Raw genomic sequence first — 16,448 nt, 5'->3', positions numbered from 1 at the left:
AATTTAAGAATTGGATATGAATAAAGTGGTTTTAAAATGAAAAAGAATCACTTCTCGTGTTGAAGTGATTCTTTCTCGTATAATGAATGGTTATTTGGTTTTAATCCCTGTTTTTAACAATAATCCATCCTGAATATTTGTATGGTGTATTGTGTTTGTTGTTTTCATTCCAAGTTACAGAATACCAGTAGTTTCCTGTAGGTACTTTTCTTCCGCCAACAGTTCCGTCCCATTTGTATCCGTTAGCTTTATCTCCCTGATGAATTTTTGCTCCATAACGGTCGAAAATACTGAATACCAAGTTTTGTTTTCCTGCCAGTGAAGAATAATCAATAATATCGTTTACGCCGTCTCCGTTTGGTGTGATTACGTTTACCAAATTCGGAACAACAAAAGCAATAACAATCGGGTCACAATCATAAGCATCTTTCACATAAATTGTATGATCCCCTCTTGAAACATTATTAAATACATTCGAATCTTGCCAGTTTACATTGTCTAAAGAATATTTGTAAGCCGGAGTTCCGCCCATTACATTAATTGTAACAGTCGTAGTACTTACCTCAATATTTGTAACTACAGGCTGTTCTGAAGGAATTACTTTTACTGTTTGACGAGCGATACAGTCTCCTGTTTTCAATTCAACCCAATAAATACCTACCCCAACATTTGTAATTGATTGAGTCGTTGCACCTGTGCTCCATTTATAACCATTGAATCCAGGTCCTGCATCCAACGTTGTCGTGTCTTCAATACAAATAGTTTTATCTGCCAACACAGTAGAATATACTGGCGGAATCACTTCCAATGTCACTTTTGCAATAGCATAACATCCTTGAGCGTTTGTTACTTTTACATAAATTACCCCATTTGGAGCGGTATAAGTAAGTGCATTCGAAATTGCATTTGTAGAGTTAATCGCGTCTGTTAACGATGGATAATATGTTTTGGTAGTACCCGTTTGTGAAGTTACAGCTGCTACTGTAAGGTTGAAGGTTGCCATTGATGGATTGGTAGCCAAGAAGCAAGATCTCAAAATAGCATTATTGTTTACCACAACTACAGGATGGTGATTTAAGGTAACTTCAGCAACGTCGGTACATCCTTGCGGTGTTGTTACTCGTACATAAATTTTTCCCGGAGCCGCTGCATACGCTGTAGGATTCGGAATAGGGTTGATGTTATTCGTTAAATCAAACATTGTATTGAAGAATTCCAACGTAGAGCCCGGAACACTTGAAACATTGGCTGTTGTTAAATCAAAAATAGCAACGCCGGCATTATCATTATTACATCCAATCAATGTGGCATCATCTGCGGCGAATGGCGATGGGTTTAAAACAATTTGTCCGTCACCATTGTCACAAAGGGTAGATGTTGGGTCTTTTACCACAACATTAATTGTCACTGGCCCTGAATATTGGAATGCTGCAGGGTTGGTGATAACAGTTCCTCCTGTAGAATATGTGAATGTATAATTTGAGGGGTTTGTTACAAATTGATTCTGATACGTTGTTAAATCTACCGTTCCGTTTCCTGTTGCAGGGTTTACGCAAACAAACGGGGTGATTGTATTATTTAAAATAGGAACTTTATCAATGAAGATTTTAGCATTTTTAATCGAGTGTCTTGCAGAAGCACCCCCTGTTGCAGCCGAAAATCCGAAGTATCCTGTAGTCATACCTATTGCACCTCCTGAAGGAGCAAATGTTTGTGAAACGATGGTTGTTCCATCTATTTTAATGATGATATCCCAATTGTCAGGATTTATCATATTGGTTTGCCCGTTTACTTCAACATGTTTGTAAGTTGCCCCTACGAAAGGTTGTGTAGGATTAAGATCTGGTGAGTGGAAAGTACTTCCGGCAGTATTGTTGTATTCAATATTCGGATTTCCTGTAGGTGTGTTATTAGTTCCGTATAAAACGTGAACTTTACTCATCTGGCCTTCAGTTGTATTGTTGAAGATGTCAAATCCTACCATTAAACCATTGGCATTAGCCGGAATTCCTAAACCGCCTCCGGAAGTAAATCCTGTGGGTGGATTATTTAAATACCAAAAAGTGAATCCGTCACCACGACCAAATGCCGTAGTTCCGTTACCATCTATTCTGAAATCGAATTCTACCTTCCATTTGTCGCAGTATTTAAGATTAATAGGAGTTGCTAACTTTATAGCTCCGTATTGATTTCCTACATCCTGAGTAAGCTGAATAAAGTCTCCGTTTATCTGTGCACTGGATACCAAATCCCAACCAGTGGTTACTACAGGGTTTCCTGAAAGTTGATATGTCTGCGCCAATAGTTTGCCAGATAAGCTCAGTAAGGTAATTAAGAAAAAATTGAGTAGAGTTTTTTTCATGTGAGCGAGTTGGTTAATGTGTTAAAGTTGTAAATATATTGATTTTTAGTTGTTTTATATAAATTCAGTAATAATTATGTAATGAAAATCGATTACATTGTGATATATGTATAATGAATTTGTTAAAATTTTGTTTTTAGTTTAAAATTTAATTTAAAAATCTTAGATTTAATTTATTTTGTTCTGTTTTTATTTTTAATGATAAAAAGAAAATCACCCCCGAAAAGAGGGAGTGATTTTACCTAAAGAAGATTATTCTCTATTTTTTACTAATATCCAGCCCGAATATTTGGTCGGAGTACTGTTTTTATTATTTTCATTCCATGTGATGGTGTACCAGTAAGTTCCTGTAAGGATCTTTTTACCTGAGGCTGTTCCGTCCCATGTGAAGTTTCTCATTTTGTCGGCAGTATAAAGTTTGTTTCCATATCTGTCGTAGATCGTGAAGACAAGATTTTTCTTATATGCCAATGCGGAGTAGTCAATTACGTCATTTACGTTGTCTCCGTTTGGTGTGATTGCGTTTACCAAATTCGGAACAGTAATCTGTGTATGAACTGGCGTACAGTTGTAGGAGTCTTTTACATATACCACAACTTCACCTCTTGCCAAACCTGTGAAAACGTTTGAGTCTTGCCAATTAGTTCCATCTAAAGAGTATTTGTATGGAGCAAGCCCTCCGTTTACATTTACTGTTATCGTATTGTTTGTAATATCTATTGTTGAAATTACAGGCTCTGTAGCCGGAATTACTTTTACTGTCTGAATGGTATAGCAGTTGCCCGTTTTCAATTTTACCCAATATATCCCAACTGGTACGCCACCGATGCTTTGGGTAGTGTCTCCTGTGTTCCATTCGTAGCTGTCAAAGCCAGGGCCTGCATCAAGATTGGTTCTGCTGTCAATACAGATCGTTTTGTCTTTTAAAATTGATGAATATACCGGAGGATTTACAATAAGATTAACTTTAGCAATCATGTAACATCCGTTTGCATCTATTACCTTTACATATACTGTTCCTGTTGTAGCAATGTATGGAGTAGGAATTACGATTTCGTTGGTTCCGTTTATTGCATTGTTTACAGTAGTGTAGTATTTTTTTGTTGCTGTAGTTAATGTAGTAACATCAGCTTTTGTTAAATCAAAAGATCCTGAAGTGATATTATTATCAATATAACAAGACTGTAAAGTAGCTTCTTTTATAGGAATTGCAGCGTAGAAAGCCAATGTAATTTCTGCGGTATCTGTACATCCTTGCGGTGTTGTTACCTTTACAAATACTTTTCCGGGAGCAGAAACGTAAGCGTTTGTATTTACAATTTCATTTGTTCCTGCATTCAGGTCGTTCATTGTTTTGTAGAACTTCTTCGTGGCTCCTACTACAGTGGTTACAGGTGCAGCAGCAAGATTGAAAGATGCTGTCCCCGCATTATTGTTGTTACATGCCTGAATTGTTACATCATCAGCCTTTAACGGAGCTAATGTTAGCAATATTTTTCCATCCGGATTATCACAGAGAACGCCCGCATTATCTTTCACCACAACCGATACGGTTGTGTTTGCAGCAAACTGATAAGCGGTAGGTGCCGCAATTTGAGTTCCTCCAGGCGTAAAATACGTGAATGTATAATTTGAAGGATTCGCTACAAACTGATTCTGATAGGCTGTAAGATTTACCGTCCCTTGATTTGTAGAAGGATCCGGACAAAAAGTTGCTGATACCGAAGGCTGGTTAATTGTAACTTTATCTGTATAAATTTTTACATTTTTAATAGAATGTCTTGATCTGTTTCCTCCCGTAGAAGCTGAAAATCCGAAATATCCAACCGTCATTGCGGCAGCAGTACCGGAAGGTGCGAAAACCTGATTACAGATCACAGTTCCGTCAATAGTAATTTTAATAGTCCAGTTTTGAGTACCGGGTACAACATCTGCAGTCACTTCCACATGCTTGTAAGTAGCACCTTGAAAAGGCAGGGTTGCATTCATATCAGGAGAGTGGAAAGAGCTCCCTGCAACATTGAAGAATTCTACATTATTTGTGTCAGTCGTATTTGTAACTTGACCATATGCAACATGTACTTTACTCATAACAGCCGTTGTGGTATTGTTATAGGTATCAAATCCTACAATAAGTCCCACGGCATTCTGAGAAACACCAAGTCCAGAGCCTAAAACACTTGCCACAGGTGGGTTTTGAAGATACCAAAAAGCAAGACCGTCTCCGTTCGCCGTTTGGTTAGAATCCATCCTGAAATCGAATTCTACTCTCCACTTGTCACAATACTTTAGGTTAATAGGATCATTCAGCCTTATAGATCCGGATTGATCATTGGTATCCGGAGTAAGCTGAATGAATTCACCTCCTGGTTCTAATATTGTTGGCGAAACCATCGTCCAGCCCGTTGTACTAATAGGACTTCCTGCTAGTTGATACGTTTGCGAAAAAAGGTTGCCCGAACAGCATAGTAATAGAAGGGAAAAATAAAGCAGTAGTTTTTTATTCATTTAGTATATCACATTTATTAGATGTGTAAAGATATTAATTTCCTCTTAATAAATGTATATTTAATATTAATTTAATAAAATTGCGGTGCGAATTAGCAAAGAATTTAAGATAAGGTGATGAAAAATTAAATACTAGCGATTTGAGATTATTCTAATTAATATTAAATGGAAAAATTAGAATAAAGAATTATTTTCAATATTCTCGAAATACGTGTCGATTTCAAGATCTGGCGAAGCAGCAGCTGCTACGGCAAGTTTATCACAAAGTTCGTTTTCAAAATGCCCTGCATGACCTTTTATCCAGTGCATTTTCGGAGAATGGATATTATACAGTTCTACAAACCTTTTCCAAAGGTCAGGATTTTTTACGTTTTTCCAGCCTCTTTTTATCCATCCGGCGATCCAGTTTTGGTTGATGGCATCGGAAACATATTTGCTGTCTGTGTACACGTGAATTTCGTTTTCAGGAGATTTTAATTTCTCCAAAGCGGTAATCACAGCCAAAAGTTCCATTCTGTTGTTGGTTGTTTTTCTGAAACCTTTTGAAAATGTTTTCTGATAATTTTTTTCAGGAACGCGCATAAGAATTCCGTATCCTCCTTTTCCGGGATTTCCGCTGCAAGCTCCGTCTGTGTAAATCTCTATTTTCAATTAATAAAAAGTTGTATTATCAGAATCCTCGATATAATTAAAATCATAATCGTAATCGTTAATTATACCAATATTATTTTGAGTTATTGTGTTAAATGGATCTTCCTCTATAAGAACGGTAATTATTTTATATGGAAATGTGGCACTTACCTTATAAAATTCCAAATGTTCAAGAATTATATCGTCAAAATTATATTTATTCAAAATGATGACCTTATTTTCATCAATATGATTATCCAATATAAAATCTCTAATTGATTTAATTGTAATGGGTTTTAATCTTACTGTTTTTATATTCATACAAAAGAAGAATTTAATTTAAAAAGGAAAATCATCATCGTCATCCAAATCATTCATCGATGAACCTGAAAGTTTAGAGCTATCTGGTAAATCAAATGCTTTACTTGGGTCCATTCCCTTTGTGATGCTATTGTATCCGCTCGGTTCTCCTAATAACCCGGCATTAGAATTATATCCAATTGCGCCATCAAATGCAGCTTCGATATCTGCAAATTTGGCAAAATGTTTTAAGAAAGATAATCTTACATCAGCAGTTGCACCATTTCTGTGTTTTGCAATAATTAATTCTGCCTGATTTTCCGTTGAAGTTTCCTGCCCTTCTTCATCATTATCCCAAACGGTAATTTTATAATATTCTGGTCGGAAGATAAATGATACAATATCGGCATCCTGCTCAATCGCCCCAGATTCCCTCAAGTCAGAAAGCTGAGGTCTTTTTCCGGGACGCGTTTCCACACTACGGGAAAGCTGGGAAAGTGCAATTACAGGAACATTTAATTCTTTTGCAATGGCTTTTAATGAACGGGAAATCATGGAAATTTCCTGTTCACGGTTTCCGGCTCCTTTTCCGCCACCTCCAGCTGTCATCAGCTGAAGATAATCGACCATTATAATTCTTACACCATGCTGCATTACCAATCGTCGGCATTTTGCACGGAAGTCGAAGATCGAAAGGGAAGGAGTTTCGTCTATATATAAAGGAGCATTTTCCAATTCGGATACGTTGGAGAACAGTCGTTGCCATTCTTCATCATCCAAAGTTCCTTTTCTTAATTTTTCTGAAGAAATTCTTGTTTCGGAAGCGATCATTCTGGTGATTAACTGTACCGATGCCATCTCAAGAGAGAACAGCGCCATCGGGATTTTGTGACCAACCGCAATATTTCTCGCCATGGAAAGAAGGAAAGCCGTTTTTCCCATTGCAGGACGTGCCGCAATAATAATTAAATCGGAATTTTGCCAACCTCCCGTTTCTTTATCCACATCTCGGAATCCTGAAGGTACTCCGGAAAGTCCTTCTTTATCTTTTAAAGATTTTATGGTATCGATCGCCTGTTTTACTAATGAATTGGCAGTGTCGAATCCTTTTTTGATCGTTCCGTTTGTAATTTCAAAAAATGATTGTTCGGCTTTATCTAAAAGCTCAAAAACGTCGGTGGATTCTTTATAAGACGAATCAATTACATTGGCAGAAACATTAATTAAACTTCTTAGGATGTATTTTTCAAGGATAACGCGAACGTGATATTCGATGTGAGCAGATGAACTAACTCCCATAGTAAGATCAATAATATAATGATCTCCGCCCGCAGAAGACAGCTTATCTTCTTTTTTTAAATCCTGAATGATCGTCATAAGATCGACAGGATGGTTTCCTTCATAAAGTTTTAATATAGAAGCAAAAATTACCTGATGTCTTGGGTCATAAAAAACATCAGGAGTCAGTAAATCAATAGAATGGTCGAGCCCTTTTTTATCAATTAAAAAAGTACCAATGATCAACCGTTCAAAATCTACTGCATTAGGAGGCATTTTTCCATCAGCAATCGATAGCTCTTTCGCGAAGTTTCCGTGGGTAAGAGATGATAGTGTTTCTTTCTGCGCCATTGTGCAAAGATAGTTTATTTGAAAAGGAATTAAAAAATACTAACCAAGATTTATTGTTGATAAGTTTTAAAATCTTCGTAGTAAAAGGCTTTCTTTTGGTGCATAAAAAAAATCACCCCAACAAATTTGAGGTGACTTAAGTTAAATATTAAAATGAAATTATTCTTTATTTTTTACCAATATCCATCCGCTGTATTTGGTCGCGGTATTGTTTTTATCATTTTCATTCCATGTAATGGTGTACCAATATGTTCCCGTAAGGATTTTTTTACCGGAAGCCGTTCCATCCCATTTGAAGTTTCTCAATTTATCAGCCTGATACAATTTGTTTCCGTATCTGTCGTAAACCGTAAATACAAGATTCTTTTTGTAGGCTAAAGCAGTATAATCTACTTCATCATTTACATTATCTCCATTTGGCGTAATAGCATTCACCAAATTCGGAACAGTTACCTGAATATCTACAGGCTCACAATCGTAAGCATCTTTAACGAAAATTTTATTTTCACCTCTCGGAAGTCCGCTGAATACGTTTGAATCTTGCCAGTTGATTCCGTCTAATGAATATTTATAAGGTGCTTTACCTCCGTTTGCAAATACGGTGATCGTATTGTTTGTAATATCCAAACTAGAAATTACAGGCTGCTCTGAAGGATAAACATTTACATTTTGAAGTGTGAAACATTTTCCTGTTTGTAGTTTTACCCAATAAGCTCCCACAGAAACATTAGTGATAGATTGAGTGGTTGCTCCCGTGCTCCATTCGTAACCGTCAAATCCAGGGCCTGCATCTAAAGTTGTTCTATCTTCAATACAAATTGTTTGATCTTTTAATACTGCAGATTTTACAGGTGGTAAAACTTTAAGATTAATTTTGGTAATCGAATAACATCCGTTGGCGCTGTAAACTCTTACGTAAACTTCTCCTGTAGTTGAAATGTAGTTGGTTGGGTTTGCAATTGGGTTAGTTCCGTTTTTAGCGTTTGTCAGCGTTGTGTAGAAATTCTTCGTTGGGTTGGTAAGTGTTGAAACATTTGCTGAAGTTAAATCAAACGAACCTGTTGTAATATTTGTCGTAATATAACAAGACTCAAGAGTGGCTTCTGTTAAAACTACCAAAGGATGAAATGCTAATGTAATTTCTGCACTATCTGTACAGCCTTCCGCTGTTGTTACTTTTACATACACTTTTTTAGGTAATGTAGAAGAGTAAGCGGCCGGGTTTAGAATTTCGCTTGTACCTGCAGTCAGGTTAGCCATTGTTGGATAATATTTTTTTGTAGTATTAGTTCCTCCATACACGTTTGCGGAAGTAAGATCGAATACTCCAGTTCCTACATTATTGTTGTTACAGGCATAAACTGTAGCATCATTAGCAACGATATTTCCTTGTTTAAATTTAAATTTTCCAACTTGGAAACAACCGTTGGCTGCATTCGTAGGATCGGCAAGGTTTTCATATTTTAATCTATAATAGTAGATGTCTGTATCATTTACCATCATCGGAGCTGTAACAGGTGCGTCTCCTGAAATGGCATCATTTTGATTTAAATGATAGCTTACTGTAAAGTTCGGATTTCCGTTGATAATTGGTGCTGATAATGAACTTAAGTCAAACATTGCAGGTAATGAACAGTGTAAAACTTCATTAGGATCAGCAGGATTTGCTGCCGGAGAACCTGGCGGGATGAAAGGGTTAGGGGTTAATGCAGGATCGTTAAAGGCTGAAGTTAAAAGTGCTGTTCCTCCCCATGTTAATGAAAAACCATAAGGGTTTGAGGGAAGATAGTTGTCAATAAGTAGATAATATGTTTCTCCAGCGATAACATCTAATGGAGTTTCCCATCGGTCGCCTGTAATTGTAGAACTTAATCCTGTAGATCCATTGGTTCCTGAATAATTACATTTTACAGCATTACCAAAATCCCATGTTGTACAATCGATATTTGGACCGTAAACTGCAAAATCGTAATCATAGCGGGTTACGTTTGGGACGGTATAAGGTGTAATGGTAAATTCTATTGTGCCTGTAGTTGCAGCGGTAAATACATACCAAACAGAATAGTGTTCTAAACCTAAACAGCTTCCGGATGTTTGCTCCTGAATAGTTCCTGAGCTACTCGGGTTGTAAGATAAATCTGAATTTCCACAAACCGGAATTGCCGTAATACAATCTGATTGTGAAAAAAATAGCTGTGACGTAAATAAAATAAAAAGCAGTAATAATTTCTTCATTTTAAATGAATTTATAATAGTCTAACGAAAATAATAATTAATTAACATAATATATTGAAGAATAGCAAAAAAACCACTCCGAAGAGCGGTTTTTAGTATGATTCTAATTAATCTCTGTTTTTAACCATTACCCATCCTGAAAACTTGAATGCTGTATTCTTTTTGTTGTTTTCGTTCCAGGTTACAGAATACCAGTATGTTCCTGTAGAAACTTTTTTACCTCCAATGGTTCCGTCCCATTTGTAGCCGTTGCTCTTATCGGCTTGGTGTATTTTAGTTCCATATCTGTCGAAGATGCTTAAAACTAAGCCTGTTTTTCCTGAAAGTGAAGAATAATCAATCACATCATTAATACCGTCTCCGTTTGGTGTAATTACATTTACTAAGTTCGGAAGAACGAATGTAACGTCTACAGAGTTACAATTGTAGGCATCTTTCACATAAACTGTATGATCTCCTCTTGATACATTTTCAAATACATTTGAATCTTGCCAGTTTACATTATCGATAGAGTACTTATAAGGTGGTGTTCCTCCCATTACATTTACTGTAACAGTATTTGTAGCAATATCGATATTCGTGATTACAGGCTCTTCTGCCGGATATACTTTTACGGTTTGTAAAGCAATACAATCTCCTGTTTTTAGTTTTACCCAATACGTTCCAACTCCTACATTTGTGATCGATTGTGTTGTTGCTCCAGTGCTCCATTCGTATCCGTTGAATCCAGGTCCTGCATCCAGCGTTGTTGTGTTTTCAATACAGATCACTTTTTCTGCTAAAACAGAAGAGTATACTGGCGGAATTACTTCTAATGTAACTTTCGCTACTGCATAACATCCTTGTGCATTTGTAACTTTTACATACGCTACACCACTTGGGGCAATGTATGTAGATGGATTTGGTATTGGGTTTGTTCCGTTTACCGCATCTGCCATAGACGGATAATATGTTTTTGTAGTTCCTGTTTGGGCTGTTACTGCCGCCGCTGTAAGATTAAATATTGCTGTTGAATGATTCGCTTCAAGGAAACAAGATCTAATAATAGCATTATCATTTACCACAACAATCGGGTGGAATTTCAATGTGAACTCTGATATAGTTACACAGCCATATTCGTTTGTAGCTTTTACAAAAGCAGAGCCTTCAGCAGATACGTAAGCATACGGAACTGTGATTTCGTTTGTACCTGCATTCAGATCAGGCATAGAAGGATAATATTTTACCGTAAGGTTGGGTGTTAACCCAATATTTGGTCCCATTAAATTGTATGTTGCTGTCCCCGAATTATTATTGCTACATTCTGTAAGAGTGGCATTGGTTAATACAAACGATCGGTCGGTAAACTCAATGGTTCCAAATTCCCTACATTGATTCAGGAAGCTCAACGGGCTACCCGGATCTACGTATGAAATTGAATAATGATATGTTGTTGCGACGTTTGCTGTAATTGGAGTTGTAATAGGGTTTACATCATCCATAGCATCTGTTGCGCTCTTGTAATATTTTACAACGAAATTAGGGTTTCCGTTAATGATCTGTGTAGACCATTGTGAAAAATCATAAGTAAAAGATTGGCTACAAACATCTATTTTCCCATCTTTAGCAGGCCCAGCTCCAAAGAATGGATTAGGCTGATAAATCTGCAAAGAATTGTTATCAAATGGAGTAAGTAAAGTTGCTGTTCCTCCAAATGTTAATGAAAACGGAGCTACTGTAGTAGAGAAGTTGTTTAAAAGCAAATGGTAAATTTGCCCTGGTAGCACGTCTATATATTTTACAAAACCATCACCACCACCATCTTCAGAAGTGTCTAGTGCAGTCATATTTAATCCTGTAAGTGGAGGTGTTATAGACGAACCAAGTCCGGCATAAGAACATCTTAATGGCGGTACGGTAAGATTGGCGCAATTGTGATTCGGCCCATATAATGCCCAGTCATAGTCAATACTATTAGAACCAGGTCCAGTAGGTGTAATCAGGAATGTTAAAGTACCTGCAGTTTGTATGCTAAAAGTAAGCCAGATCGAGTTACTTTCACCATATAAACAAGAACCTGAAGAATGCTCAGACTCTGCTACAGTACCAGTTCCTCCCGGTGTCAAAGCAATATCAGCATCACTACAAATAGGGATGGCCGTAATACAGTCTTGCTGGGCAAAAACCATTTGGGTTATAAAAAAAAGAAAGACCAGTAGATATTTTTTCATGTCGATCGATTTAAAGTTATCTTAATCCTGAGATTAGTTTTTAGATTTAATTAATTGGCTGCCCCAAGTAGGAGAGGTATTTGAAGAAGCGGCTACACTAAATTCCGTTAAAGCTTTCTGATAAAAGTTTTCAGCTTCTGTGGTATTATTAGCTTGTTGAGCCATTCTGGCCTTAAGAATTGACAATCTTGGATTATTGGATGAAGTGCTTTCCAATTTTGATATATAATCAGAAGCAGCTTTTACATCTTTCTGAACATTTGTAGAAGTGTTCAATGCAACTTTTTGAAGATGAATTAAACCTAAAAGAATTTCTATTTCATCATTGCTATGCTGAGTACCTAATGCACCCATTGCAAATTTATCTGCTAATGCATTAGAGCCTGCTAGAGACGAGTTGTTTCCTTTTTTTATAGATGATTCTGTTTTAAGATACATCGATACAGCTGCATAATAATATGCCTGCCATCTTTCAGTAGTTTTAGATTCTGAAAACTTCTTAAAAAGAGCCTCATAGTCACTCGCTGTTTTTGCAGTATTTATTTGCAAAACAGATTGTTGTAGATTTTTATCGGTAAAGGATTGTGCACTCACACTAAAACCCAATACGCAAAAGCAAATGAGTAGAGTTTTTTTCATAAAGGGGAATTTTAATATACAAATATAAAAAATTATTAACGTTGAATTAAAGTTTTTATTATATATTTAATAAAATCCGCTTTATTGCTTTTAATATTGCATTTTTCTAAGTTTAGGGTTTGTGCTTCCTACAAGAAGGGCGATAAGCACGGTCATGGTTCCGCCGAAAACAACAGAACGTACAACACCAAGTACTTTTGCAGATAATCCGCTTTCAAATTGTCCCATTTCGTTGCTCGACATGATGAAGATAGAGTTCACACTTAGAACCCTTCCACGAATATGATCCGGAGTTTTTAGCTGAACGATCGTACCTCGGATAACAACGGAAATTCCATCCAGCATTCCACTTAAAACAAGGAACATGAATGAAAGCCAGTACCAGTTTGAAAGCCCGAATCCGATGATACAAAGCCCGAATCCTGTTACCACGCCTAATAAAATTTTACCCTGATTTTTGCGTAAAGGAATTAATGATAAAATCGTGATAATACACATCGAGCCAATATCCGACGCGGCATTTAAGAGACCGAACCCTTCCGCACCAACTTTCAAAATATCAGTTGCATATACAGGTATCATGGCAACAGCACCTCCGAATAATACGGCAAACATGTCTAAACAAAGAGCTCCTAAAATTTCTTTCGTTTTAAAAATATAGGTGATTCCTTCGCGCATACTTTCCACTATATTTATTTGTCCTTTTTTATGTTCAGATTCTTGTTTATTTAATTGAAAAAAGAATAGGGAAGCGATAAAAATTAATGAAATAATAACAACTAAAGTCCATTTTACACCAAAATAGCCAATCAAAAATCCTCCGATCGCGTGTCCGCAAACAGAAGAAACCAAAAATGTTGCCTGATTTAAAGTAATGGCATTGGGAAGATTATCTTTTTTAACGATTTTAGGTATCATAACGGGAATCATCGGCCCGATGAACGCTCTTGCGATTCCTGTAAAGAAAATTACACCATAAATAAAATAAGTGATCTGATGTCCTGTGAAGTGCATTTCTACATTTAAAAATGCAGGAATCAAAAGTAAACCGATCAGAAAAATATAGGCGTAATTACAAGTAAGAAGAAGTCTTTTCTTTTCGTTCATATCGATTACGTGGCCAGCGTATAAAGCACAGCTCACCGCCGGAATTACTTCTGAAAGCCCGATAAGCCCGATGGAAAAAGGGTCTTTTGTTAGCTGGTAAACCCACCATCCCAATAACGTAGCAAGCATTCTGAAGGCTAAAACGATAAAAAATCTCCCCGTAAGAAGATTTCTGAATTCGACATTTTGTAATGTCTTTAACGGCGTAAAAGAAATCATGTGCAAAAATAGCCCTAAATATTTACTTAGGGCTATTCATATCATTGAATTTTAAATGATAAATCAAATGAAGTCTAAAAGATAAAATCTATTTTAGTCTGCTCTCGATGAGCTCAGTACGATGGCTGCAACTCCTGCTGCGCCAATTACTGCTGCACCCGCTGTAATTCTCGCTTTTCTGTTATCTCTTACCGCAGCAACATCAGCTTTTGGAATAATTACTTCTGTACTGTCTTTTTTTCCTGCTGTACCAATCAGGTTATCACCATCTACATTACGGAATAACATTTTTTTGCTTTTCGAGCCATCTTTCATCTTTACCGTATACATTCTTCCTGCTTCCAAATTAGAATAGTTATTTTTAGAAACGTCTTCTGTGTATTTTGTTGTAGCACAAGATGAAATTACAAATAGAGAAGTCAGTAAAGATGATTTTAAAAGTACAGATGCTTTCATTATTATTTTTTAGTTTTTCAAATTTATAATTTTTTTTGAATATACCTTTCTGGAATTGAAAAAATGTGTTTAAAGTTTATATATTTCCAATAAATCTGCAACTTTTCTGTCATTGGCAAGTCTCGGTGTTTTATTTTGTCCGCCTAATTTACCCTGAGATTTTGCATATTCATTAAAAGCATTTTTCTTTAATGTTGAAATATGGAGTGGTTGTAAAATATTCCCTGAAATTAGATCATCATAGTACGTATTTCTTTTTCTTAATTGCTCATCAAGCTCTTTTCTTAATTGATCTAAATTTTCAGGATTTTTCTCAAATTCAATAAACCATTCATGATAAGGAAGTCCTTCTTTAGGATTTACCTGTGGAGCAAGATGAAACTCGGTAATTTGTGCAGGGTATTTTTCCAAAGTCGCTTTTATGGCTTCTTCCACTTCAAAAGCAATCACGTGTTCCCCGAATGCTGAGGTAAAATGTTTCGTCCGTCCACTCACCAAAATTCTGTGCGGATTTTTATCAATAAATCTCACCACATCCCCAATGGAATACGCCCAAAGTCCTGAATTTGTCGTTAAAATTAACGCGTAATCTTTATTAAGTTCAATTTCTTTTAAGGTTAATCTTTTGGCATCTGGTTTTCCGTATTCTTCCAACGGAATAAATTCATAGAAAATTCCATGATTGGTTAAAAGTAATAATCCTTCTTTTGTATAATCATCCTGAAACGCAAAAAATCCTTCGGAAGCGGGGAATGTCTGAACAATGTCAACTTTTCCACCTAATAATTCTTCCATTTTATCGCGATAGGGTTCGTAATTTACGCCACCCGTAACGATCAATTGAAGATTTGGAAAAATTTGTTTGATTTTTTTGCCGTGTTTTTCAATCAGCTTTTCAAAATACATAATCAACCAAGGCGGAATTCCTGAAATCAAAGTCATGTTTTCCTTTTCGGTTTCCTCTACAATTTTATCAACCTTTGCTTCCCAGTCTTCCATCATATTGGTTTCCAAACTTGGAAGTCTGTTTTTCTGTAAATAATTAGGTATGTGATGGGCTACAATTCCAGAAAGGCGACCGACTTTTATTCCGAAGTTTTCCTGTAATTCAGGGCTTCCCTGTAAAAAGATCATTTTTCCCTTTACAAAATCAGCATTATTTTTCTTGGCAATATAATGAAAAAGGGCACTTTGAGCTCCTTTAATTTGAAAAGGCATTCCTTCTTTTGAAATGGGAATATATTTAGCACCGGAAGTTGTTCCTGAAGTTTTAGCAAAATATTCGGGCGTTTCTGTCCAGAGAATATTGGCTTGTCCTTTTTTTACTCTTTCAATATAAGGTTTCAACACTTCATAATCTCCAATGTGAACTCTCTCCTGAAAATCTTTTACGCTTTTGATGTTTTCAAAATCATGTTCTCTTCCAAAAAGTGTTTTTTGGGCAGTAGCTACGAGAGATAATAAAAGATCTTCTTGATTTTTCTCTGCATTTTTCTTGAATTCTTCAGCTTTTTGAACATGTTTTTTTGCCCAAACCAATGCCGCATTTTTCTTTAGGAAGTTTAACATGGTTCAAATTTATAAATAAGTAGAGAATCTGAAACCATTTTTGTGAGATAAGCCAAAAAAAACCGATGAATGAGTGGTCATCGGTTCTTCGAAATTTGATTATGAAAATAACAACTATAAGTTGAGTTTATTTGTTTTCTTTGTACCTTTTATCTGGGGTTCCGTCTTTTTTTAGTTTTTGATTTTCTTTATATCTTTTATCAGGAGTTCCATCCTTTTTTAATTTTGCTTGCGTTGCCGGTTTTGCTGCTTTTGCATCTGCAGTCGTTGCTTTTGCTGCTGTTTTAGTTGTTTGGGCAAGTTGTTGAGTTTTAGCTGCAGTAGCAGGTGCAGTTTGCTGAGCTGTAGCAAGTCCAAGTCCTAAAGCTATAGACATTGCTGTTAAAAATTTTTTCATAATAATGATATTTGTTTTGTTTTTCTTGAGTCAAAGGTAGATAAAAAACGGACTGAAAAAATAGCTTTTAGAAACTTAACTAAAGTTTATTACAGCTTAAAAAAAGATTAAATGGCTTGTGAAAGTTACCTTTGCCTTTCATTATTTTGATGGAATTTTTTGGATTGGTTTCGGCGGCGAAGCCGCC

The 16,448-nt window shown here is 36.2% G+C and carries 12 protein-coding genes; all 12 read right to left on the bottom strand.

Annotated elements, in window-relative coordinates:
* Positions 1–100 precede the first annotated feature (100 nt).
* Positions 101–2,362 (bottom strand): T9SS type B sorting domain-containing protein, encoded by a 2,262-nt coding sequence (locus ABEG63_RS03700; protein ID WP_346583080.1) that lies wholly within the window; start codon positions 2,360–2,362, stop codon positions 101–103.
* A gap of 252 nt (positions 2,363–2,614) precedes the next feature.
* Positions 2,615–4,870 (bottom strand): T9SS type B sorting domain-containing protein, encoded by a 2,256-nt coding sequence (locus tag ABEG63_RS03695; protein WP_346583079.1) that lies wholly within the window; start codon positions 4,868–4,870, stop codon positions 2,615–2,617.
* A 174-nt stretch (positions 4,871–5,044) separates the two neighbouring features.
* Positions 5,045–5,521, bottom strand: a complete 477-nt coding sequence (rnhA, locus tag ABEG63_RS03690; protein ID WP_346583076.1) for a ribonuclease HI — start codon at positions 5,519–5,521, stop codon at positions 5,045–5,047.
* A complete protein-coding gene (locus ABEG63_RS03685) occupies positions 5,522–5,821 on the bottom strand; it encodes a hypothetical protein (RefSeq protein ID WP_346583074.1) in 300 nt (99 codons plus the stop codon). It lies immediately after the preceding gene.
* 18 nt (positions 5,822–5,839) lie between these two features.
* Positions 5,840–7,429 (bottom strand): replicative DNA helicase, encoded by a 1,590-nt coding sequence (dnaB, locus tag ABEG63_RS03680; protein ID WP_346583072.1) that lies wholly within the window; start codon positions 7,427–7,429, stop codon positions 5,840–5,842.
* A 159-nt stretch (positions 7,430–7,588) separates the two neighbouring features.
* The gene (locus ABEG63_RS03675; protein WP_346583070.1) at positions 7,589–9,664 is read right to left on the bottom strand and encodes a T9SS type B sorting domain-containing protein; all 2,076 of its coding nucleotides are present in this window, start codon (positions 9,662–9,664) and stop codon (positions 7,589–7,591) included.
* 107 nt (positions 9,665–9,771) lie between these two features.
* The gene (locus ABEG63_RS03670; protein ID WP_346583068.1) at positions 9,772–11,874 is read right to left on the bottom strand and encodes a T9SS type B sorting domain-containing protein; all 2,103 of its coding nucleotides are present in this window, start codon (positions 11,872–11,874) and stop codon (positions 9,772–9,774) included.
* A 33-nt stretch (positions 11,875–11,907) separates the two neighbouring features.
* Positions 11,908–12,513 (bottom strand): hypothetical protein, encoded by a 606-nt coding sequence (locus ABEG63_RS03665; RefSeq protein WP_346583066.1) that lies wholly within the window; start codon positions 12,511–12,513, stop codon positions 11,908–11,910.
* Between the two features lie 90 nt (positions 12,514–12,603).
* Complete coding sequence (locus ABEG63_RS03660; RefSeq protein ID WP_346583064.1) at positions 12,604–13,839, bottom strand: MFS transporter; 1,236 nt, start codon at positions 13,837–13,839, stop codon at positions 12,604–12,606.
* Positions 13,840–13,932: 93 nt separating this feature from the next.
* Positions 13,933–14,295: a hypothetical protein gene (locus ABEG63_RS03655; protein ID WP_267405657.1), complete on the bottom strand. Its 363-nt coding sequence runs from the start codon at positions 14,293–14,295 to the stop codon at positions 13,933–13,935.
* A 69-nt stretch (positions 14,296–14,364) separates the two neighbouring features.
* A complete protein-coding gene (locus ABEG63_RS03650) occupies positions 14,365–15,864 on the bottom strand; it encodes a GH3 auxin-responsive promoter family protein (RefSeq protein ID WP_346583062.1) in 1,500 nt (499 codons plus the stop codon).
* A 127-nt stretch (positions 15,865–15,991) separates the two neighbouring features.
* Positions 15,992–16,261, bottom strand: coding sequence for a hypothetical protein (locus ABEG63_RS03645; protein WP_346583060.1), 270 nt, complete (start codon positions 16,259–16,261; stop codon positions 15,992–15,994).
* Positions 16,262–16,448 lie beyond the last annotated feature (187 nt).

It is taken from the genome of Chryseobacterium sp. C39-AII1 (genome assembly GCF_039672645.1).
Taxonomy (GTDB): Bacteria; Bacteroidota; Bacteroidia; order Flavobacteriales; family Weeksellaceae; genus Chryseobacterium.
This window is presented reverse-complemented; position numbering and strand designations above follow the sequence as displayed.